This window comes from Franzmannia qiaohouensis, from assembly GCF_031451695.1.
GTDB lineage: Bacteria > Pseudomonadota > Gammaproteobacteria > Pseudomonadales > Halomonadaceae > Franzmannia > Franzmannia qiaohouensis.
In genome coordinates this window covers 327,255-348,866 of the sequence record NZ_JARWAM010000001.1, presented here as the reverse complement: position 1 = coordinate 348,866, position 21,612 = coordinate 327,255, and the positions used below count along the sequence as shown (strand labels likewise).

The window sequence follows — 21,612 nt, the reverse complement described above, 5'->3', positions numbered from 1 at the left end:
GCCCCGTTTTTGACCCGGAGCCCGCCGGTGCCCGACCGCCCATCACTGAGCTTCCCGCGCTGCCGCTGGCGCCCCGCCGCCGCCCACCGCCCGGCCATGAGCGCCGACTGGTGGCAGTGGGTCGCCTCCAGCGACTCCTTGACCGCGCGGCTTGTCGCCGCCGCCGACGGTCGCCCGTTTCGCGTCAGGCTGCTCGATCAACGCCTGGGCCGGCCGCGCCTCGACGAGGCCCGAGCCCTGGGGCTGCCACGGCACCAGGCGGCCTGGCTACGCCAGGTGGCGCTATGTGTCGACCAGCGCCCCTGGGTGGTGGCCCGCTCGGTGGCGCCGCTTGCCCAGCTGCGCGGCCAACGCCTCGAGCGGCTCGGCGAGCGCTCGCTGGGCAGCTGGCTGTTTCGCCAGCCCGGCCTCGAGCGCAGCCCCATCGATGTCAGCGCCGATCCCGCGCCCTTCGCCGCCGCGCTGAACCCCTCGGGGCCCTGGGGCCGCCGCTCGGTATTTCGCCACGCCGGCTTCGCGGTGCTGGTACAGGAGTTCTTTCTCGCTACCATGGCGGATGAATTGGCGCTGCCACCGCGCTAGGCTAGGCTGCGTCGCTGCTGGAGACTGAAATGGACCATCCCCCTCGCCCTCGCGGCCTGAAACGCCTTCCCGACTTCCTGCGCCTGATGCGCCTCGACCGGCCGATCGGCACCTGGCTGCTGATGTGGCCGACGCTGTGGGCACTGTGGCTCGCCGCCGAGGGCCTGCCGAGCCGCGATATCCTGCTGATCTTCGTCGCCGGGGTCTACGCCATGCGCGCCGCCGGCTGCGTGATCAACGACTATGCCGACCGCCACGTCGACGGCCACGTCAAGCGCACCCGCGAGCGTCCGCTGGCCACCGGCCGCATCAGCGAGCAGGAGGCCAAGGGGCTGTTCGCCGGCCTGGTGGCGCTGGCCTTCCTGCTGGTGCTGTTCACCAACCTGTTCACCATCCTGCTGTCGATCGGCGGGGTGGTGCTGGCCTTTATCTACCCCTTCATGAAGCGCTACACCCACTTCCCGCAGGTGTTCCTGGGTGCCGCTTTCTCGTGGGCGATTCCCATGGCCTTCGGCGCCGTACTCGGCCATGTGCCGCCCGAGGCCTGGCTGCTGTTCGCCGCCAACCTGGCCTGGACGGTGGCCTACGATACCCAGTACGCCATGGTCGACCGCGACGACGACCTCAAGATCGGCATCAAGTCCACCGCGGTGCTGTTCGGCCGCGCCGACAAGGCGATCATCGGCCTGCTGCAGCTGGTCACCCTGGGCCTGCTCGGCTGGGTCGGCCAGCGCCTCGGGCTCGGCGCCTTCTACTGGCTCGGGCTGGCCGCCATGGCGGCGATCTTCGTCTACCAGCAGTGGCTGATCCACGACCGCTCCCGGGAGCACTGCTTCCAGGCCTTCCTCAACAACCACTGGGCGGGGCTGGTGCTGTTCACCGGACTGGCGCTGACGCTATGGCCGGAGGGGTAGGGTTGTCACGAGAATGTCATCTAAGCGCGGTGTAATCGCCATACTGTCATGACCCCGATGAGGCCACCGGATGACCGCCAAGACCGTTCTGATCGTCGATGACGAAGCCCCCATCCGCGAAATGATCGCTGTGGCCCTCGAGATGGCCGACTACCGGGTGCTCGAGGCCGACAACGCCCAGGATGCCCACGCCATGATCGTCGACGACCAGCCCGACTTGCTGCTGCTCGACTGGATGATGCCGGGCACCAGCGGCATCGAGCTGGCACGCCGCCTCAAGCGCGAGGAGACCACCAGCGAACTGCCGATCATCCTGCTCACCGCCAAGGGCGAGGAGGACAACAAGATCCAGGGCCTCGAGGCCGGCGCCGACGACTACATCACCAAGCCGTTCTCACCCCGCGAGCTGGTGGCGCGCCTCAAGGCCGTGCTACGCCGCACCACGCCCAAGGGCGTCGAGGAGGCGGTGGAGGTCGAGGGGCTGATACTCGACCCCGCCAGCCACCGGGTCAGCGCCCACGGCAGCGCGGTGGAGATCGGCCCCACCGAATATCGCCTGCTGCAGTTCTTCATGACGCACCAGGAACGCGCCTATACTCGTAGTCAGCTGCTCGACCAGGTGTGGGGCGGCAATGTCTATGTCGAGGAGCGAACCGTGGATGTGCATATCCGCCGCCTGCGCAAGGCGCTGGGCGAACCCCATCAGCACCTGATCCAGACCGTGCGCGGTACCGGCTATCGGTTCTCCGCCAAGATCTGACATGCGTCTCTGGAGCCGCGAGCTGTGGCGCCTGGCGCTGATCGTCGCCGCCGCCAGCCTGGTCGGCTGGTTGCTGGGTTTCGCCAGCCTCGGCCTGGCCGCAGGCCTGGCCATCGTGCTGCTGCTGCAGCTGCGCCAGCTGCACGCCCTGCACCGCTGGTTGACCCGCCACCCTCACGCCGAACCGCCCGCCGCCCGCGGCCTGTGGGGCGAACTGTTCGACCGTCTCTACAAGTATCAGAAGGCCCAGCGCATCACCCAGCAACGCCTGCGCGACACCCTCAAGCGCATCCAGGACTCCTCGGAGGCGATGAGCGACAGCGTGGTGATGCTCGACCGCCGCGGCGACCTGGAGTGGTGGAACAGCGCCGCCGGACACATGCTGGGGCTGCAGACCGTCCACGACCGCGGCCAGCACATCACCAACCTGCTGCGTGATCCGCGCTTCATCGACTACTTCAACGCCCGCGACTACCGCGAGCCGCTGACGCTGACCTCGCCCATCGATGAGCGCCAGGTGCTGCAGTTCCAGATCACCCTCTACGGCGACGACGAGCGGCTGCTGATGGCCCGCGACATCACCCGCCTGCACCGCCTCGAGCAGATGCGCCGCGACTTCGTGGCCAACGTCTCCCACGAGCTGCGCACGCCGCTGACGGTGCTGGCCGGCTACCTCGAAACCTACACCGACATCGCCGACCAGCTGCCACCGCGCCTGGCCCGTGGCCTGGGCCAGATGGAGGCCCAGACCTCGCGCATGCAGAACCTGGTCAACGACCTGCTGCTGCTGTCGCGGCTGGAGATCGACCGGCGCGGCGACGACGAAGCGCCGGTGGCCGTGGAGTCGCTGCTCGAGGCGATTCGCCGCGACGCCGAGTCGCTCTCCGCCGGGCGCCACCGCCTGCTGGTGGAGTGCCACGATCCGCGGCAGCTGGTGGGCAGCGAGCAAGAGCTACGCAGCGCCATCTCCAACCTGGTCTTCAACGCCGTGCGCTACGCCGGCGACGGCCGCCATATCACCCTGCGCTGGCGCACCCAGGGTGACGCTGCCTGCCTCGAGGTAGAGGACGACGGCGAGGGCATCGACCCGGTGCACATCCCGCGCCTCACCGAGCGCTTCTACCGCGTCGACAAGGGCCGCAGCACCGCCACCGGCGGCACCGGCCTGGGCCTGGCGATCGTCAAGCACGTGCTGCTGCGCCACGACGCCCACCTCGAGATCGTCTCCCACCCCGGCCGCGGCGCGCTGTTTCGCTGCGTCTTCCCGGCCACCCGCCTGTCCCGGCCGAGTGCCGTGGCGCTATCGTCTCAGGCCTGAGCCGTGGCTGTCGCGAGACGGTTTCATATGCAACAGTCAAAACAGCGCTGAAAGATTGCACCAAGCCCCCCTGGCATTCTCGGCTACCTTGTGAGAGAAATCTCACACGGGCAGTCGCCCATCAAACGCTTGAATGAACCGAGGACAAAACAACATGACGTTCAACAAGACCCTGCTGGCCACCGCCGTGATCGGCGCCATGCTGGCCTCCACGGCCCACGCCGAGACGCTGCGCTGGACCCGCTCCGCCGACAGCCTGACCATGGATCCGCACTCCCAGAACGAGGGGCCGACCCACTCGGTCAACCACCAGATCTTCGACACCCTGCTCTACCAGGACATGGACGTGGAGTACCAACCCGGCCTGGCCACCGACTGGTACGTCCATGAGGATGATCCCAGCGTCTGGGTCTTCGAGATTCGCGAGGGGGTGACCTTCCACGAGGGCCAGGCGCTGACCGCCGACGACGTGGTCTTCTCGCTCAACCGCGCGCGCCACGAGCATGCCGACATGCGCGGCCTGCTGACGTCGATCGTCGAGGTACGTGCTGCCGACGACTTCACCGTGGAAGTGGTCACCGACGGCCCCAACCCGCTGCTGCCCAACAACCTCACCAACCTGTTCATCATGAGCCGCGAGTGGGCCGAGGAGCACGGCGTCGAGGAGCCGCAGAACTACGCCGCCGGCGAAGAGACCCATGCCGTGCGCAACGCCAACGGCACCGGGCCGTTCCGCGTCGAGAGCCGCGAGCCGGATGTGCGCACGGTGTTCGTGCGCAACGACGACTACTGGGGCATCGATCACTACCCGATGGAGATCTCCGAGCTGATCTTCACCCCCATCGAGTCCGCCTCGACCCGCGTCGCCGCGCTGCTCTCCGGTGAGGTCGACCTGCTCCAGGAGACCCCGGTGCAGGATATCGAGCGCCTGGCCCAGGCCGACGGCATCAAGAACGAGCAGGGCGCCGAGAACCGCACCATCTTCCTCGGCATGCGCATGGACCTAGAGGTGCTCGACAGCGCCGACGTCGACAGCAACCCCTTCGCCGACCGCCGCGTGCGCGAGGCCATCAACCTCGCCGTGGATGCCACCACCATCCAGCGCTCGGTGATGCGCGGCAACTCCGAGCCCGCCGGGATGATCGCGCCGCCGTTCGTCAACGGCTACAGCGAGGAGATGGACGAGGTGCTGCCGGCCGACGCCGAGCGCGCCCAGGAACTGATGAACGAGGCCGGCTACGGCGACGGCTTCCGCGTCACCCTCAACTGCTCCAACGACCGCTACGTCAACGACGAGCAGATCTGCCAGGCCGTGGTCAGCATGCTGGCGCGGATCGGCATCACCGTCGACCTGATCGCCCAGACCCGCTCGCTGCACTTCGCCGAGATGGCCCGCGAGGAGTATGACTTCTACCTGCTCGGCTGGGGCGTGCCGACCATGGATTCGGAGTACGTCTTCAACTACCTCTACCACACCAAGGAGGAGGACCGCGGCAGCTGGAACTTCACCGGCTACTCGGATGAGCGGGTCGACGAGCTGACCGTGGCCATGGGCCAGGAGGTCGACGAGGAGGCGCGCAACGAGATGATTGCCGAGGCGTGGCAGATCGTCCACGACGAGATCATCTATATCCCGATCCACCACCAGATGCTGACCTGGTCGATGCGTGACGATATCGACTTCCAAGTGCAGAGTGAAAATACCCCGCACTTCAAGTACCTGCGCTTTAACAACTAAGCCGTAACCCGTGCTAGGCCCTCCGCGCGTTATCCTCGCGCGGAGGGCTGCACCGTGGAGATCCCATGCTGGCATTCCTGATCCAGCGCGTCTTCCAGGCCATCTTCGTGATGCTGGTGGTCGCGCTCATTGCGTTTTCGCTGTTTCACTACGTCGGTGACCCGGTCCTCAACATGGTCGGCCAGGAGGCCACCGAGGCCGACCGCGCTGAGCTGCGCGCGCGCCTCGGCCTCGACCAGCCGATACCGATCCAGTTCTTCCAGTTCATCGCCAACGCCGCCCAGTTCGAGTTCGGCATCTCCTACCGTTCGGCGCGGCCGGTGACCGACCTGATCGTCGAGCGCCTGCCGGCGACCCTGGAGCTGGCCATCATCTCGGCCATCTTCGCGGTGGTGATGGGCATCGTGCTGGGCATCTACACCGCGCTCAATCGCGGCAACTGGCTGTCCAACTTCATCATGACTGCGTCGCTGATCGGCGTGTCGCTGCCGACCTTCCTGATCGGCGTGCTGCTGATCTATGTGTTCGCCGTGGAACTCGGCTGGCTGCCGGCCTTCGGCCGCGGAGAGACAGTGCGTCTCGGCGACTGGTGGACCACCGGGCTGTTGACGACCAGCGGCCTGCGCTCGTTGATCCTGCCGGCGATCACCCTGGGGCTGTTCCAGCTGACCCTGATCATGCGCCTGGTGCGCGCCGAGATGCTCGAGGTGCTGCGCGCCGACTACATCAAGTTCGCCCGCGCCCGGGGCCTGTCGAAGCGCGTGGTCAACCTGCGCCACGCGCTGAAGAACACCCTGATCCCGGTGATCACCATCATCGGCCTGCAGCTGGGCACCATCATCGCCTTCGCCATCATCACCGAGACGGTGTTCCAGTGGCCGGGGGTCGGGGCACTCTTCATCACCGCGGTGCGCTTCGTCGACATCCCGGTGATGGCCGCCTACCTGATAATGATCGCGCTGGTGTTCGTGGTCATCAACCTGATCGTCGACCTGCTCTATTACGCGGTGGACCCGCGCCTGCGCGTCCAGGGAGGTGCCAAATGAGCGACACACAACGCACCGTGATCCCGCCGCCCAAGCCCGGTAAGCTGCGCAGCTTCCTCGACAGCGACATCGTCTACTCCTGGAAGCGCCAGCCGGTGGTGATACTCGCCACCCTGGTCACCCTGGTGATGTTCGCTGCGGCGCTGTTCGCGCCGTGGATCGCGCCGCAGAATCCCTTCGATCCGCGCCAGCTCGATCTGATCGACGCCTTCGCACCGCCGCTGACCACCTCGGACTTCACCGGCAACTTCTACCTGCTGGGCAGCGACAGCCAGGGTCGCGACGTCTTCTCGGCGATCCTCTACGGCTCGCGCATCTCGCTGCTGGTGGGCTTCGCCGCGGTGCTCTTCGCGCTGGTGCTGGGCACCGCCCTGGGGCTGATGGCGGGCTTCCGCGGCGGCTGGCGAGATGCGCTGATCATGCGCATCGCCGACGTCCAGCTGACCTTCCCCTCGATCCTCATGGCGCTACTTATCTTCGGCGTGGTGCGCGGCTTCCTGCCGCGCTCGATGCACGCCGAGGTGGCGATCATCGTGCTGATCGTGGCCATCGGTCTCTCCGACTGGGTGCAGTACGCCCGCGCGGTGCGCGGCGCCACCCTGGTCGAGAAGGGCAAGGAGTACGTCCAGGCGGCGCGGGTGATCGGCCTGCCGGCGCGCAATATCCTGTTCCAGCATATCCTGCCCAACGTCATGCGGCCGGTGCTGGTGATCGGCACCATCGGCCTGGCCCTGGCGATCATCGCCGAGGCCACACTGTCGTTCCTGGGGGTCGGCATGCCGGCCACCCAGCCGAGCCTGGGCACCCTGATCCGGGTCGGCCAGGACTACATGTTCTCCGGGGAGTGGTGGATCCTGCTGTTCCCCGGCCTGGCGCTGCTGATGCTGGCGCTTTCCGTCAATCTACTGGGAGACTGGCTGCGTGATGTCCTCAACCCCAAGCTCCGATAGCCGCGACACGCCCGCCGTGCCGGCGCTCAGCGTGCGCGAGCTGCGGGTCGAGTTCCCCACCCGCCACGGCACCCTGGTGGCACTCGACGATGTCAGCTTCGATATCGCCCCCGGCGAGATCCTCGGCGTGGTCGGCGAATCCGGGGCCGGCAAGTCGATGACCGGCAACGCCGTGATCCAGCTGCTCGAGCCACCCGGCCACATCGCCGGCGGCGAGGTCCACCTCGGCACCCAGCGGATTGACGACCTCGACGAGGACGCCTTCGTGCCGCTGCGCGGGCGCCATATCGGGATGATCTTCCAGGACCCGCTGACCAGCCTCAATCCGCTGTTCTCGGTGGGTGAGCAGCTGATCGAGACGATTCGTGCCCACCTGCCGATGAACCACAAGCAGGCCCGCGGGCGAGCCCTCGAACTGCTGCGCGAGGTCGGCATCCCGGCCCCGGAGAACCGTCTCGACGCCTATCCGCACCAGTTCTCCGGCGGCATGCGCCAGCGCGTGGTGATCGCTCTGGCGCTGGCCGCCGAGCCCGAGCTGGTGATCGCCGACGAGCCCACCACGGCGCTGGATGTCTCGGTGCAGGCGCAGATCCTGGCACTGCTCAAGCGACTCTGCGCCGAGCGCGGCACCGCGGTGATGCTGGTCACCCACGACATGGGGGTGATCGCCGAGACCGCCGATCGGGTAGCGGTGATGTACGCCGGCCGGCTAATCGAGATCGGCCCGGTGGAGGCGGTGATTCGCGAGCCGCAGCACCCCTACACCCGCGGCCTGATGGCGTCGATTCCAGGCATCGAGACCTCCCGCGAGCGGCTCTACCAGATCGAGGGCGCCATGCCGCGGCTGGCGGCGATCCCCAGCGGCTGCGCCTTCAACCCGCGCTGCCCGCATGCCACCGAGCGCTGCCGCCGCGAGCGACCCGACCTGCTGCCCGCCGGCACCAGCCGCGCCGCCTGCTGGCTGCATGATCCCGAAGATCCCGTGATTCCCGTTAGCGAGGAGGTCGCCGCCGATGGCCACTGAACCCCTTGAATCCGCCGCGGGCGGCGAGGTGCTGCTCGAGGCCCGCGACCTGGCACGCCACTTCGATGTCTCCAAGCCGTGGCTCAATCGCGTGCTGGAGCGCAGCGACAAGCTCACCCTCAAGGCGGTGGACGGCGTCAGCTTCGCCATCCGCCGCGGCGAGACCCTGGCGCTGGTCGGCGAGTCCGGCTGCGGCAAGTCCACCGTGGCGAGGCTGATCGTCGGCCTCTACGGCCTGACCCGCGGCCGCCTGCTGTTCGACGGCGAGGACATCAGCGACCTGGTCAATCGCAGCGGCAAGCAGGCTGCGGCGGTGCGCAAGCGCTTCCAGATGATCTTCCAGGACCCCTACGCCAGCCTCAATCCGCTGTGGCGGGTGGGCACCATCATCGGCGAGCCGCTGCGGGTGTTTCGCCCCGAGATGAGCGCCACCCAGCGCCGCACCCGAGTTGGCGAGCTGCTCGAGCAGGTGGGGATGTCGCCGATGGATGCCAACCGCTACCCCCACGAGTTCTCCGGCGGCCAGCGCCAGCGCATCTCCATCGCCCGGGCGCTGGCCAACGAGCCGGAGTTCATGGTCTGCGACGAGCCGACCTCGGCGCTGGACGTCTCGGTGCAGGCGCAGATCCTCAACCTGATGCGCGACCTGCAGCGCGAGTACGGCCTGACCTACCTGTTCATCAGCCACGACATGGCGGTGGTCAAGCACATGGCCGACCGCATCGCGGTGATGTACCTCGGGCATATCGCCGAGATCGCCCCCGCCGAGCAGCTGTTCGCCACGCCGCGCCATCCCTACTCGCGGATGCTACTCGAGGCAGTGCCGACGCTGACCGGCATGGGCAAGCAGCGCAGCGTGATCGAGGGCGAGGTACCCAACCCGGTGCATCCGCCCTCGGGTTGCGCCTTCCACCCGCGCTGCCCCCACGCCAACGCGCGCTGCTCGCAAGAGACGCCGGCGCTGATCGCCCACAGCGACGGCAGCGAGGTGGCCTGCCACGCGGTGGAGGAGGGGCGGATCTGACTCAGTCGGACTGGCCGCGGTAGTGCTGGTCCCACATCAGTACCGCGCCGGCCACGGCGCCGGGCAGCAGCAGCAGGTTGGCCAGCGGTAGCCAGGTGATCAGCGTCACCAGGCCGCCGTAGCTGAGCGTCGGCCAGGGCCGCGCCCTGAGCCGGCGGCGCATGTCGGCGAAGGTGACCTTGTTGTTGTCCATCGGGTAGTCGAGGTAGGTGATCGCCATCACCCAGGCCGAAAAGGCCGCCCACAGCAGCGGCGCCAGCACATTGAGGGCGGGGATCCAGCTGATCACCAGCAACAGCGCCAGCCGCGGCAGGATGTAGCTCAGCTTGACCAGCTCGCGACCCAGCGCATCGACGCCGGTACGCAGCAGGCCGCGGTCGTCGAGGGGCTGCCGCTGGCAGGCGACCACCTCCACCTTGGCAGCGAGAAAGCCGTAGAAGGGGGCGGCGATCAGGTGGGTGACCAGGGTAAAGGTGAAGAACACCATCAGCACCAGGGTCACCACGAACAGCGGCCAGATCAGCCACTCCAGCCAGGCCAGCCAGCCCGGCACCATAGCCATCCAACCCGCCAGCCAGCCGCCGAAGTGGCTGAGCACGTAGTGCAGCATGGCGGCATAGACCAGCAGATTGACCGCCAGCGGCACGAACACGTAGCGCCGCAGCCCCGGACTGTAGACCAGCCGGGTGCCGCGGCTCAGGGCATCGAGGGCCGACAGTGCTGTCATCAGCCGCGCCGCTTGATCGCCTCGTCGTCGAGCTCGTCGGGGTCGGTGTGGCGGATGTCGAGCCCCTTGACCAGATAGACCACGTACTCGGCGAGGTTGTTGGCGTGATCGCCGATGCGCTCCAGGGCGCGCAGGATCCACATCACGCTGAGCACCGAGGTGATCGAGCGCGGATCCTCCATCATGAAGGTCATCAGCGAGCGCATCGCGGTGGTGTACTCGCTGTCCACCGCCTCGTCCTCGTGCACCACCTCGAGAGCCAGGTCGATATCGAAGCGGGCGAAGGCGGTCAGCGCATCGCGGACCATCTTGCGTACGTGTTCGCTGATATGACGCACCTCGATGAAGCCCTTGCTGCCATTGCCGGCCTCGGCCAGGGCCATGGCGTTGCGAGCGATCTTGCTGGCCTCGTCACCGATGCGCTCGAGATCCGAGGTGGCGCGGATTACCGCCAGTACCAGGCGCAGATCGGAGGCCGCCGGCTGGCGCCGTGCCAGCACCCGGGTACACTCATCATCGATCTTGATCTGCATGTCGTTGACCGCGTTGTCGTTGTCGCGGACCCGCTCGGCCAGCCGGCTGTCGCCCTCGAGCAGCGCCGTCACGGCCTCCTGGACCTGCTTCTCGACCAGCCCACCCATGGCCATCAGGTGGGTCTTGAGCTCTTCGAGTTCCTGGTTGAACTGCTTGGAGATGTGCTGACTATGCGTTTCGCTGGTGATATCCATGCTGACTCTCCTGATGAGCGCTGGCTCCGGCGGAGCCCCTGGCTCAGGCCATACGGCCGGTGATGTAGTTTTCGGTGCGCGCCAGGCGCGGGTTGGTGAACAGCGCATCGGTGGGCGCGTACTCCACCAGCTCGCCGTCGTGCAGGAAGGCGGTATAGTCCGAGACCCGCGCCGCCTGCTGCATGTTGTGGGTGACCAGCACCAGCGTCAGCTGCGACTTGAGACTGCGGATCAGCTCCTCGATCTTGAGCGTCGAGATCGGGTCCAGCGCCGATGCCGGTTCGTCGAGCAGCAGCACCTCGGGCTTGACCGCCAGGGTGCGGGCGATCACCAGGCGCTGCTGCTGGCCGCCGGACAGCGACCAGGCCGAGTCGCCGAGGCGCTCCTTTACTTCATCCCACAGCGCCGCCGAGCGCAGCGCCCACTCCACCACCTCATCGCGCTGGCGCTTGCGCAGGCCGCCCTGCAGGCGCAGGCCGAAGGCGACGTTCTCGTAGATCGACATCGGGAAGGGGTTGGGGGTCTGGAAGACCATGCCCACCCGCCGCCGCAACTCGGCCACCGCCACCTCGGGAGCATGAATCTCCTGGCCCTCGAGGCGGATCGCACCGCGCCGGCTGACCGTCTCGTTGAGGTCGTGCAGCCGGTTAAGCGCGCGCAGCAGCGTCGACTTGCCGCAGCCCGACGGCCCGATGAAGGCCGTCACCCGATGCCGCGGCACACGCAGCGTGAGATCGCTGAGCGCCGGGGTACCGGCATAGGCCAGGCTCAGGCCCTGGATTTCCAGGCAGCTGGCGCCAGGATCGATGTCGATCACCGCGTCACGGCTGGCGTTAACGGCCGGGGTATCGGGTTGCGCAAGCACGGCTCTCGGACCTCCTAGCGTGGCAGCGCGCCATGACGCGCCTTGAGATGATGCCGCAAGAAGATTGCAGTCAGGTTAAGCACCAGAATGACCATCACCAGCAGTAGCGCCGTGGCGTATACCAGCGGCAGTGCGGCCTCGACATCGCCGCTGTGAAAGCCAACGTCGAAGATATGATAGCCAAGATGCATGAACTTGCGTTCAAGATGCAGGAACGGAAACTCGCCGTCCACCGGTACCTGAGGCGCCAGCTTGGCCACCCCCACCAGCATCAGCGGCGCCACCTCGCCGGCGGCCCGCGCCACCGCCAGGATCATCCCGGTGAGCATCGCCGGCAGCGCCATCGGCACCACCACCCGGCGCAGCGTCTCGAGCCGCGTGGCGCCCAGCGCCAGGGCGCCTTCGCGCTGGTGGTCGGGTATTCGCGCCAGGCCCTCCTCGGTGGCCACGATCACCACCGGCAGGGTCAGCAGCGCCAGGGTCAGCGAGGCCCAGAGCAGCCCGCCGGTGCCGAAGGTCGGCGACGGCAGCTGCTCGCTGAAGAACCACTCGTCGAGGCTGCCGCCGATGCCGTAGACGAAGACCCCGAGGCCGAACACGCCGTAGACGATCGACGGCACACCGGCGAGGTTGCGCACGCTGATGCGCACCAGCCGTGTCAGCCGCCCCTGGTGGGCGATCTCGTTGAGGTAGATGGCCGCCAGCACGCCGAACGGCGCCACCAGCAGCGACATCAGCAGCACCAGCAGCACGGTGCCGAAGATCGCCGGCCACACGCCGCCGGCGGTGTTGGCAGCCCGCGGCCCCTCGCTGAGAAAGCGCCACGCCCGCTCGCCCCAGGCGCCGAGCTTGGCCGGCAGCGACATGGCGTTGGGACGCTGCAGCGCCAGCACCTCCTCCAACGGCAGTGCCAGGCGCTCGCCTTCGACGCTCTCCAGCACGACGCGGTCGCGGGCCATGCGCGCCTGCAGCGCCAGCACCTCGGCGTTGGCCGCGGCCAGCTCGTCCTCGAGCCGAGCGCGGCTGGCGACATCCTGCTCGGCGGCCAGCGCTCGCACCCGCGGCATCACCTCCTGCTGGCGCAGCGCATCGCGCGCCTCACGCAGCCGTGCCAGGCGCCCCAGACGTTCATCGAGTGCCGTCCAGCGCGCCGCTTCGTCGTCGATGTCGAGGGCTACACCATCCTCCTCGAGACCCGCCACGCGGCCGATGAAGTCGCCCCAGCGCCGCCGCTCGACGATCACCAGCTCCGCCGGCCGCCGCTGTTCGACGATGCGCGCCACCTCGACCCAGCGCCAGGGCGTGCCCAGCCACTCGCGGTTGCCGGTGTGATAGAGCCGCTCGACGCCCTCGGCGCTACGCTCCTCGCGGCCGGGACGGGCGGCGAAGCGGCTGCCGTCGTCAAGCTCGATCTGGACCAGCTCACCAGGCCAGAAGTGCGCCAGTCCGCGCCCGGCCAGCAGCGCCAGCAGTGCCACCAAAAGCAGCAGCGACAGCGCCACGCTGCCGGCCGCCAGCCACGCCCAGGGGCCTTCGCCACGCACCCGCCTCATGTCGGCCCGCCGAGCCGCTGATAGCGGCGCCTGAGCCGGCCACGCACCACCTCGGCCAGGGTATTGACGCAGAAGGTGAACACGAACAGCAGCAGCGCGCTGAGGAACAGCAGCCGGTAGTGGGTGCCGCCCAGCGCCGCCTCGGGCAGCTCGATGGCGATATTGGCCGACAGCGAGCGCAGGCCGTCGAAGGGGCTGGCGGTCATCACCGCGGTGTTGCCGGTGGCCATGAGTACGATCATGGTCTCCCCCACCGCGCGGCCGGCGCCAATCATCAGCGCGGCGAAGATGCCTGGACTGGCCGCCGGCAGCACCACCTTCCATAGCGCCTGCCAGCGCGTCGCACCCATCGCCGCGGCGCCCTCGGCGAGGCTCTTGGGCACCCCGGAGAGCGCATCCTCGGCCAGCGCGTAGATGGTCGGCATCACCGCCAGTCCCATGGCCAGGCCGACGATCATGGCGTTTCGGCTGGCATAGTCCAGGCCTAGCTGAAGCGCCAGCCAGCTGCGCATGTCGCCGTCGAACCACCAGCGCTCCAGGCTCGGCGACAGCCACAGCGCCAGTGCCGCCAGCAGCGCCAGCCACGGCATCAGCCACAGACCCGCCCAGCTCAGCGGCAGGCGCTGCCGCCAACGCGCCGAGCAGCACGCCCAGAGTGCGCCGCCGCTCAGCATGCCCAGCGGCAGCACCAGCAGCAGCGCCAGCACGCCCGGGAGATGACGCTCGACCCAGGGTGCCAGCACCAGCCCGGCGATAAAGCCCAACACGACCCCGGGCAGCGCTTCCATCAGTTCCAGGGTCGGCTTGATGCGCGTGCGCAGCCCCGCCGACATGAAACAGGCGGTATGTACTGCGGCCCCCAGCGCCAGCGGAATCGCCACCAGCAGCGCATAGGCGGCGGCCTTGAGCGTGCCCCAGGCCAGTGGCGCCAGGCCGTAGCGCGGCTCATCGCGGCTGTCGCTGACGCTGGTCTGCCAGCGCTGCTGGGGCGCGGCGTGGCCCTCGTAGTGCTGCGGCAGCCACACGCTACGCCAACTGACCTCGGCGTGCTCGGCGTCGATCTCGAGGCGGCTGGCCGCCTCCGCGGTGCCCCACCACAGGTCGCCCTGGTCGTCCCAACCCAGCGCCTCGCCGCTTGGCGCCTGGCCCTGCCAGCGCAGGCCGCTGATGGCCTGGTAGAGCCCCAGCTGGTTGGCCTCGTTCAGCGCCAGCGCCTGACGGTCGGGCAGCGCGATCAGTTGGCGGATCGGCGCCGAGCCCAGCGCCTGATAGTGGCCCGCCGGCACCGGCAGATCCTGATCGGCCAGCGTCACCCAGCGCTGCACGCCACCACCATCGTCACCTATCAGCAGCGCCCGCCCGCCTTGCAGCGCCGCCAGCGCGGTAATGCGACGCGACGGCGGCACCGCCTCGACACGGCCTGCCAGCTCGAGCCCGCTGGACGTGCGTTGAAAGACCACCAGCTCACGGCCGTCGGCCTGCCACTGCTGCTGCTCGCCCGCGGCGCTGAGGCTATCCGTCGGCAGGCTGGCAAGCGCTGGCAGGGGGGCGCCGTCGGTGCTCTGCTCGCGCACCTCGGGGGCCACGAACAGCGGCGCCACCTCGACGGCCAGAAACACCCCGATTGCCAGCACCGCACCGATCACGCCGATGCCACAGGCGCTGATCAGCGCCGTGGCCAAGCGGTCGCGTATAAAACGCAGGCGCTGTCGAAGAGAAGCCGCGTGATCGGTCATTAAGGGTGCTCGTCAGCCGCGGGTATGCATGACAATAAGGCAGTTCGATGACAAACAGATGACATCAGCCCTCCCCCAGCCCGAGCTGCGCCCGGGCCGCCCGACGCAGCGCCTCGGGCAGCGCGATGAAGCCACTCTCCTCGACCAGCGCCTGCCCCGCGTCGGAGAGCACCAGCGCGATGAATGCCTCCTCGGCGGGCGGCAAACGCTCGCCCGGGGGCAGATTGACGTAGAGGTAGAGCGACCGCGACAGCGGATAGTCGCCGTTGAGCACCGCCTCGGCGCTGGGCGCCACCGCCTCGCCGGCGGCGTTCTCCAGCGCCACGGCGCGCACGCCAGCGGTGAGATAGCCGGCGCCGGCGTAGCCGATCGCCCCAGGAGCACCGGCCACCGCCGCTACCGCCGCCGCAGAGCCGGTGTGCTCGTTGACGTCGAGACGAAAATCCCCGCCACACAGTGCCTGGCGCTTGAAAACGCCGTGGGTACCAGAGACCGAATTGCGGCCGTGTCGCATGATGCTGCCTTGCTGCTTGCTCCCCGCGACATCCTGCCAACGGTCAAGGGGTTGGGCCGCACCGCAGCGCCGGGTATCCGAGAAGATCGCATCCAGCTGAGCAAGACTCAGCGCCTCGAGCGGATGGTGGCGATGCACGAACACCGCCAGGGCATCCAGCGCCACCGGTATCTCAAGCGGCGGATGGCCCTGGCGCGACTCGATGGCCTCGCGCTCGGCCGCCGACATGCGTCGCGACATGGGACCCAGCCGGCTGGTGCCCGCCGCCAGCGCCGCCGGCGCGGTGGCCGAGCCGCTGGCCTGCAGCTGCAGACGCACCCCGGGGTAGTCACGTTCGAGCTGCTCACCCCAGCGCAGCATCAGCCCGGCCAGGGTCTCCGAGCCCACCGAGTCGAGGCTGCCGACCACCGCACGCTCGGCAGCGGCTAGCGGCCAGGCCATCAGCAGCCAGCACAGCAGCAGGCAGCCGCTGGCCACTCGCCATGCTCGACTGCGGGGCGGGGTGTCGCAGCCACTGGAGCTTGCCTGCGACTGGCGTATATGATGAGCCGACGATGCCGCGCTGCGGCACGCCCAACACTCCGCCCTCTTTTCACAACAACAAGATACCGTGCACTCCATGACCGACCTCGATGATGTTCCTGCGCCCCAGGGCCAACTGACACTGAAACTGCTGGCCTCCCGGCAGGATACCAACTTCTACGGCGATATCCCCGCCGGCTGGCTGATCGGCCATATGGACCAGGCCGCCGAACTGGCCGCCGGGCGCCAGGCCCACGGCCGCACCGCCACGGTAGCGCTGGAGGCGATGGATTTCCTGTGCCCGGTGCGCGTCGGCTCGGTGGTCAATATCTATACCGCGATCCGCGAGGTGGGCCGCAGCTCGGTCAAGATCGACGTCGAGGTATGGATTCGCCCCCACCAGGAGCGCGACCCCGACGAGCTGTACAAGGTTACCGAGGCGCGCTTCGTGATGGTTGCCTTGGATGACAATGGGCGGATACGCGCCGTCCCTGAAGCTTGAGCCTGAACGACGAAGGGCGCCCTGAGGCGCCCTTGGCATTCATGCTGAGGGTCATCAGGCGCCAACGTTTTCGCGGCCTTTGAGGTAAGAGTACTCGCCGACGTCGGTGAAGGGCCGTACCAGGCGCTGGAAGGCGAGGTAGGAGTCGTAGATCTTCTTCGAGTCGGGATCATTGTCGACCTGGCGCTCGAGTACCTCCATGGAGGATTCGTAGAGCGCCTGCATGACGTCCTCGGGGAAGGTGCGCAGCTCGACGCCGTGCTCCTCGACCAGGGTCTCGAGGGCCTGGGCGTTGCGGTAGGTGAACTCGTCGATCATCGACAGGTTGGCACTGCGCGCGGCTTCGGTCACTACGTCCTTGAGGTCGTCGGGCAGGGCGTTCCAGGCATCCAGGTTGATGGTGCCCTCGAGCACTGCGCTGGGCTCGTTCCACACCGAGGTGTAGTAGTAGTCGGCGACCTGGTAGAGGCCGAAGGCCATGTCGTTGTAGGGCCCAACCCAGTCGGCGGCGTCGAGCACGCCGGTCTGCAGCGAGGTGAAGATCTCCGAACCCGGCATGTTCACGGCGGTGGCGCCGATGCCGTTCATGGCCTCGCCGGCCAGCCCCGGCAGGCGAATCCGCACGCCGCGCATGTCGTCCAGCGAGTGAATCTCCTTCTTGAACCAGCCGGCCATCTGGGTGCCGGTGTTGCCCACCGCGAAGGGCTTGAGGTTGTGCTTGGCGTAGAGCTCGTCCCACAGCTCCTGACCGCCGCCGTTATAAAGCCAGGCGTTGGTCTCGGTGGTGTTCATGCCGAACGGCACGGCGGTGAAGAACTGCGCCGCGGCGACCTTGCCGCGCCAGTAGTAGGCGGCAGAGTGGCCCATCTCGGCGGTGCCCGCGGCGACGGCATCGAAGACTTCCAGGGCCGGCACCAGTTCGCCGGCGCCGAGCACCTCGACGCGCATGCGACCGCCGGAGAGCCGCTCGATGCGCTCGGCGAAGTCCTTGGCCCCGGTGCCCAGCGCAGGGAAGTTCTGCGGCCAGGAGGTGACCATGCGCCAGGTGATGACCTCGTCGGCCTTGGCGGTGGAGATGAAGGGTGCTGCGGCGACGCCGGCGGCACCGGCCCCCAGGGTCTTGAGAAAGTTACGGCGTTGCATGAAGGCGAACTCCAGAAGCGTTGTTGTGATTTCCTGGCAGGCTTAGGGAAGCGCTGCGGGAAAATATCCGCCAGCGAGTATGCTAAGCCGACTTTCATTCGGCAAGCCCCGCCGCTCAACGTACACATTTAGCGTCATGGCTGTGCGCGAGGAACGCTGGCGGTAGGTCAGAGGGGAGGTTTGCGCCATGGATGGCGCAAGGTAGCGCCCAGGGATGGGTTTACAGCGCCTCCCCGTAGGCCTACCGCCAGATCAGTTCCGAGTGGTGCTGCGGCGCAGAACCCCTCGTCGGCCTGCCCCCGGCGTCTCTCGCTCAGCGGCTATGGCTTTCGTTGCCGAATATTACAGCGGCGTCAGCTTGGCAAAGCCCAGTACCAACCACTTGTCGCCTTCACCCTCGAAGCTGACCTGGACCCGGGCGCGTTCGCCCTCGCCCTCGGCATTGAGGATCACCCCCTCGCCGAACAGCGGATGGCTGACTCGCTGGCCCAGCGACAGGCTGGGCAAGTCGCCGCCGCCGTCCACCGAGGTCTGGCGCGACAGCCCCACCGCGGGTCTAGCGGTCACCGGGCGCGAGACCTGGCCGCGCAGGCGCACCTCCTCGAGCAGCTCCTCGGGCAGCTCGCGCAGGAAGCGCGACGGCCGCTGGAAGGTCTCCTTGCCGTGCAGCCGGCGCAGCTCGGCGTAGGTCAGGTAGAGCTTGCGCATGGCGCGGGTCAGGCCCACATAGCAGAGCCGGCGCTCCTCCTCGAGACGCCCCGGCTCCTCCAGCGACATCTTGTGCGGGAACAGCCCCTCCTCGACCCCGGAGACGAACACGATGGGGAACTCCAGCCCCTTGGCGGAGTGCAGGGTCATCAGCTGCACGCAGTCCTCGAACTCGTCGGCCTCGTGGTCGCCGGCGTTGAGCGCCGCCTCGGAGAGGAACGGCTCCAGCGCCGCGGCCCCCTCGCCGACCTCCTGATTCTCCAGCGCATCGCCCTGGGTAAAGGCGCGGGCGGCGTTGATCAGCTCCTCGAGGTTCTCGATCCGCGCCTGGCCCTTCTCGCCCTTCTCATTGGCGTGGTGCTCGACCAGCCCGCTGGCGTGGTTCACGTGGGCGATGATCTCGTGAAGCGCCATGCCGGCGGTATCGTTGTCGAGCTGTTCGATCAGCTCGGCAAAGGCGCGCACCGCGTTGGCGGCGCGGCCCTTGAGCAGCGCATCGCTGAGCGCGTCGTGCAGCGCCTGCCACAGCGAGACGTTGTTGAGCCGCGCATGCTCGCGGAGGATCTCCACGGTGCGGGTGCCGATACCGCGGGCCGGCACGTTGATGACGCGCTCCAGCGAGGCGTCGTCCTCACGATTGAGCAGCAGCCGCAGGTAAGCCAGGGCGTTCTTGATCTCGAGGCGCTCGTAGAAGCGCTGGCCGCCGTAGATGCGGTAGGGCACGCCCTGGCGGATCAGGGTCTCCTCGAGCACCCGAGACTGGGCGTTGGAGCGGTAGAGGATCGCGATCTCGCGGCGCGCCGCGCCGTCGCGCACCTGCTCGCCAATGGTATCGACGATAAAGCGCGCTTCATCGAGGTCGTTGAAGCCGGCATAGACCGAGATCGGCTCGCCCTTGGCGCCCTCGGTCCACAGCTCCTTGCCCATGCGCCCGGTGTTGTGGCTGATCAAGGCGTTAGCGGCGTCGAGGATGGCGCTGGTAGAGCGGTAGTTCTGCTCGAGGCGCACGGTACGGGTGTCGTGGAACTCCTGCTCGAAGCGGCGAATGTTCTCGACCCGCGCGCCGCGCCAGCCGTAGATCGACTGGTCGTCGTCGCCGACCACGGTCATGCCGGCACTCTCGCCGGTAAGCAGCTTGAGCCAGGCGTACTGCAGGGTGTTGGTGTCCTGGAACTCATCGACCAGCACATGGCCGAAGCGCGCCTGGTAGTGGGCCAGCAGCGCCGGGTTATCGCGCAGCAGCTCGAGGCTCCTGAGCAGCAGCTCGCCGAAGTCGACCAGCCCACCGCGCTCGCAGGTCAGCTGATAGCGCTCGTAGAGCTCGACCATCTGCGCCATGTAGCCATCGCCGTGGGCATCGACCTGGTGCGGCCGCAGCCCCTCCTCCTTGCAGCCGGAGATGAAGTACTGCACCTGGCGCGGCGGAAAGCGCTCGTCGTCGATGCGATGATCCTTGAGCAGGCGTTTGACCAGGCGCAGCTGGTCGTCGCTGTCGATGATCTGGAAGTGCTGGGGCAGCCGCGCATCCTGCCAGTGGGTGCGCAGCAGACGGTGGGCGATGGAGTGGAAGGTACCCACCCACATGTTGCGCAGCGACAGGCCGAGCAGCGCTTCGAGGCGGGTGCGCATCTCGCGGGCCGCCTTGTTGGTAAAGGTCACGGAGAGGATGGCGTAGGGCGACATGCCCTCGGTCTGCAGCAGCCAGGCGATACGATGCACCAGCACCCGGGTCTTGCCGGAACCAGCCCCGGCGAGCACCAGCATATTGCCCTGGGGCGCGCTGACCGCCTCGCGCTGGGCGGGATTGAGGTGATCGAGAATCGCCGTGACGTCATCCATAGGGGCTGGCACTTGCAGGTCGAAAATGGACGCCTAGCGTAGCATATCGCCGCTCACTCCTCCGGCTCCGGGAAGCGTAGCGAATTGAGGCTGCGCTTGACCGACTTGAGCTGCTCGGTGAGCTTGGGACCGCGGGTCTTGGCCACCCCCACCGCCAGCACGTCGATCAGCACCAGATGGGCGATCCGCGAACTCATCGGGGTGTAGATTTCAATATCCTCATGGACGTCGATGAACAGCGGGATCGATACCTCATCGGCCAGCGGCGAGCCGCTCGGGCACAGCCCGATCACCGTGGCGCCGACTTCGCGGGCCAGCTGCACGCTGGCGACCAAGGCCTTGGTGCGGCCGGTCTGTGAGATCGCCACCACCACGTCACCGGGTTTCAGGGTCACCGCCGACATGTTCTGCATGTGCGGGTCGGCGTAGGCCGACGTGGAGATCTGCAAACGGAAGAACTTGTGCTGGGCATCGAAGGCCACCGCCCCGGAGGCGCCGAAGCCGTAGAATTCGACCCGGTTGGCCATGGCCAGGGCATTGATCGCCTTGCTGAGCAGATCGTTATCGAGGCGGTCACGCACCGACAGCAGGGTGCCCACGGTGGAGTCGAAAATGCTGTGGGAGAACTCCGCCACCGAGTCGTCGTCGTTCATCGAGAACTGCGCGAACTGGCTGCCGGTGGCCAGCATCTGTGCCAGCTTCAGCTTGAAGTCCTGAAAACCGTTGCAGCCCAGCGCCCGACAGAAACGCACCACCGTGGGTTCGCTGACCTTGGCCTCGGTGGCCAGGTCGACGATGCGCATGTGGATAACTTCCTCGGGGTTGCGCAGCACGAAGCGCGCGACCTTCTGTTCGGAGCGTCGAAAGTGCTCCATGCGGCTTCTCAGCTCGTCGAATAGGGCGCGGCTCACGTTAGGCTCCTTGCTGGCATAACTTGTGCATAACTTATGGACATCCGGTGTATGGCCTGCGGCAAGCCGCTAGCTGGCCACCAGTATGCCTCAGCGGCGGCGTGATGGAGAGCCCCATCCAACAAGCCGTGACTTCAGGGATTCATCATTTTGTCAACTGGGGTATAGTAATAATGTCCTGCCGGTAACGCAGCGCTCGACTGGTCGGATGCTACATCAAGAGAAAGTCTTGAGTCAGGAGAATCGAACATGCGCAATGTCGAACAGGTATCCTCCCTCAAAACAGAGCTACTCGATATTTTCATGAGCATGGAGGTCGATGAGCACAAGCAGCGCCAGAAGACCGCCGCCGTGCGCTACCTGCGCGCCCGCCGCGGCATCGAGCTGCACAGGGAATTCAAGCGCCTCGAGCGCGATATCGCCGACCTGGACGAAGACGAGTTGATGCAGTAACCCATAGGGTTACGCCATCATCGGCGCCACGGCGCCCTCAGCACACTCTTCAGGC

General features: G+C 67.5%; 20 protein-coding genes. 11 read left to right on the top strand and 9 right to left on the bottom strand.

All coding sequences use genetic code 11. The features are described from left to right. Positions 1-27 precede the first annotated feature (27 nt). The 9 genes from QC821_RS01650 to QC821_RS01610 all read left to right on the top strand — a co-directional run bounded on the left by QC821_RS01650 (position 28) and on the right by QC821_RS01610 (position 9,356). On the top strand, positions 28-582 hold the full coding sequence (locus tag QC821_RS01650; protein ID WP_309716107.1) for a chorismate--pyruvate lyase family protein: 555 nt from the start codon (positions 28-30) through the stop codon (positions 580-582). 29 nt (positions 583-611) lie between these two features. Continuing rightward, positions 612-1,496, top strand: a complete 885-nt coding sequence (gene ubiA / locus QC821_RS01645; protein WP_309716104.1) for a 4-hydroxybenzoate octaprenyltransferase — start codon at positions 612-614, stop codon at positions 1,494-1,496. Positions 1,497-1,566: 70 nt separating this feature from the next. Next, positions 1,567-2,256 carry a phosphate regulon transcriptional regulator PhoB gene (phoB, locus tag QC821_RS01640; RefSeq protein WP_309716101.1) on the top strand — a complete coding sequence of 230 codons (690 nt, stop codon included), beginning with the start codon at positions 1,567-1,569 and terminating at the stop codon, positions 2,254-2,256. 1 nt (position 2,257) lies between these two features. After that, positions 2,258-3,574, top strand: a complete 1,317-nt coding sequence (phoR, locus tag QC821_RS01635) for a phosphate regulon sensor histidine kinase PhoR (RefSeq protein WP_309716098.1) — start codon at positions 2,258-2,260, stop codon at positions 3,572-3,574. Positions 3,575-3,728: 154 nt separating this feature from the next. Then, positions 3,729-5,312: an ABC transporter substrate-binding protein gene (locus tag QC821_RS01630; protein ID WP_309716095.1), complete on the top strand. Its 1,584-nt coding sequence runs from the start codon at positions 3,729-3,731 to the stop codon at positions 5,310-5,312. A 65-nt stretch (positions 5,313-5,377) separates the two neighbouring features. Beyond that, the gene (locus tag QC821_RS01625; protein ID WP_309716092.1) at positions 5,378-6,358 is read left to right on the top strand and encodes an ABC transporter permease; all 981 of its coding nucleotides are present in this window, start codon (positions 5,378-5,380) and stop codon (positions 6,356-6,358) included. Continuing rightward, entirely contained in the window at positions 6,355-7,308 is a 954-nt protein-coding gene (locus QC821_RS01620; RefSeq protein WP_309716089.1) for an ABC transporter permease, read from the top strand. Before QC821_RS01625 ends, QC821_RS01620 begins: the two co-directional genes overlap by 4 nt. Further along, positions 7,283-8,332, top strand: coding sequence for an ABC transporter ATP-binding protein (locus QC821_RS01615; RefSeq protein ID WP_309716086.1), 1,050 nt, complete (start codon positions 7,283-7,285; stop codon positions 8,330-8,332). The genes QC821_RS01620 and QC821_RS01615 overlap by 26 nt, the downstream gene beginning before the upstream one ends. Further along, complete coding sequence (locus QC821_RS01610) at positions 8,322-9,356, top strand: ABC transporter ATP-binding protein (protein ID WP_309716083.1); 1,035 nt, start codon at positions 8,322-8,324, stop codon at positions 9,354-9,356. The genes QC821_RS01615 and QC821_RS01610 overlap by 11 nt, the downstream gene beginning before the upstream one ends. Position 9,357: 1 nt before the next feature. On the opposite strand, the gene cysZ is transcribed toward QC821_RS01610, so the two are convergent. The 6 genes from cysZ to QC821_RS01580 all read right to left on the bottom strand — a co-directional run bounded on the left by cysZ (position 9,358) and on the right by QC821_RS01580 (position 15,956). Beyond that, on the bottom strand, positions 9,358-10,083 hold the full coding sequence (gene cysZ / locus QC821_RS01605) for a sulfate transporter CysZ (RefSeq protein ID WP_309716080.1): 726 nt from the start codon (positions 10,081-10,083) through the stop codon (positions 9,358-9,360). Continuing rightward, positions 10,083-10,811 (bottom strand): phosphate signaling complex protein PhoU, encoded by a 729-nt coding sequence (phoU, locus tag QC821_RS01600; protein ID WP_309716077.1) that lies wholly within the window; start codon positions 10,809-10,811, stop codon positions 10,083-10,085. Before phoU ends, cysZ begins: the two co-directional genes overlap by 1 nt. Positions 10,812-10,854: 43 nt before the next feature. Then, positions 10,855-11,628: a phosphate ABC transporter ATP-binding protein PstB gene (gene pstB, locus QC821_RS01595; RefSeq protein ID WP_309716373.1), complete on the bottom strand. Its 774-nt coding sequence runs from the start codon at positions 11,626-11,628 to the stop codon at positions 10,855-10,857. A 62-nt stretch (positions 11,629-11,690) separates the two neighbouring features. Next, on the bottom strand, positions 11,691-13,229 hold the full coding sequence (pstA, locus tag QC821_RS01590; RefSeq protein WP_309716074.1) for a phosphate ABC transporter permease PstA: 1,539 nt from the start codon (positions 13,227-13,229) through the stop codon (positions 11,691-11,693). Continuing rightward, positions 13,226-14,491 (bottom strand): ABC transporter permease subunit, encoded by a 1,266-nt coding sequence (locus QC821_RS01585; RefSeq protein WP_422719551.1) that lies wholly within the window; start codon positions 14,489-14,491, stop codon positions 13,226-13,228. Before QC821_RS01585 ends, pstA begins: the two co-directional genes overlap by 4 nt. Positions 14,492-15,029: 538 nt before the next feature. Beyond that, positions 15,030-15,956, bottom strand: a complete 927-nt coding sequence (locus QC821_RS01580) for a PstS family phosphate ABC transporter substrate-binding protein (RefSeq protein ID WP_309716068.1) — start codon at positions 15,954-15,956, stop codon at positions 15,030-15,032. 142 nt (positions 15,957-16,098) lie between these two features. On the opposite strand from QC821_RS01580, the gene QC821_RS01575 reads away from it, so the two are divergent. Beyond that, positions 16,099-16,503, top strand: a complete 405-nt coding sequence (locus QC821_RS01575; RefSeq protein ID WP_309716065.1) for an acyl-CoA thioesterase — start codon at positions 16,099-16,101, stop codon at positions 16,501-16,503. 54 nt (positions 16,504-16,557) lie between these two features. Here QC821_RS01575 and QC821_RS01570 read toward each other — a convergent pair whose 3' ends face one another. The 3 genes from QC821_RS01570 to hexR form a co-directional block, all read right to left on the bottom strand. Further along, a complete protein-coding gene (locus QC821_RS01570; protein ID WP_309716062.1) occupies positions 16,558-17,646 on the bottom strand; it encodes a TRAP transporter substrate-binding protein in 1,089 nt (362 codons plus the stop codon). A gap of 342 nt (positions 17,647-17,988) precedes the next feature. Then, positions 17,989-20,193 carry a DNA helicase II gene (uvrD, locus tag QC821_RS01565; protein ID WP_309716059.1) on the bottom strand — a complete coding sequence of 735 codons (2,205 nt, stop codon included), beginning with the start codon at positions 20,191-20,193 and terminating at the stop codon, positions 17,989-17,991. A gap of 53 nt (positions 20,194-20,246) precedes the next feature. Continuing rightward, on the bottom strand, positions 20,247-21,104 hold the full coding sequence (gene hexR / locus QC821_RS01560) for a transcriptional regulator HexR (RefSeq protein ID WP_309716057.1): 858 nt from the start codon (positions 21,102-21,104) through the stop codon (positions 20,247-20,249). 249 nt (positions 21,105-21,353) lie between these two features. On the opposite strand from hexR, the gene QC821_RS01555 reads away from it, so the two are divergent. Then, positions 21,354-21,557, top strand: a complete 204-nt coding sequence (locus tag QC821_RS01555) for a PA3496 family putative envelope integrity protein (protein ID WP_309716054.1) — start codon at positions 21,354-21,356, stop codon at positions 21,555-21,557. Positions 21,558-21,612: the final 55 nt, after the last annotated feature.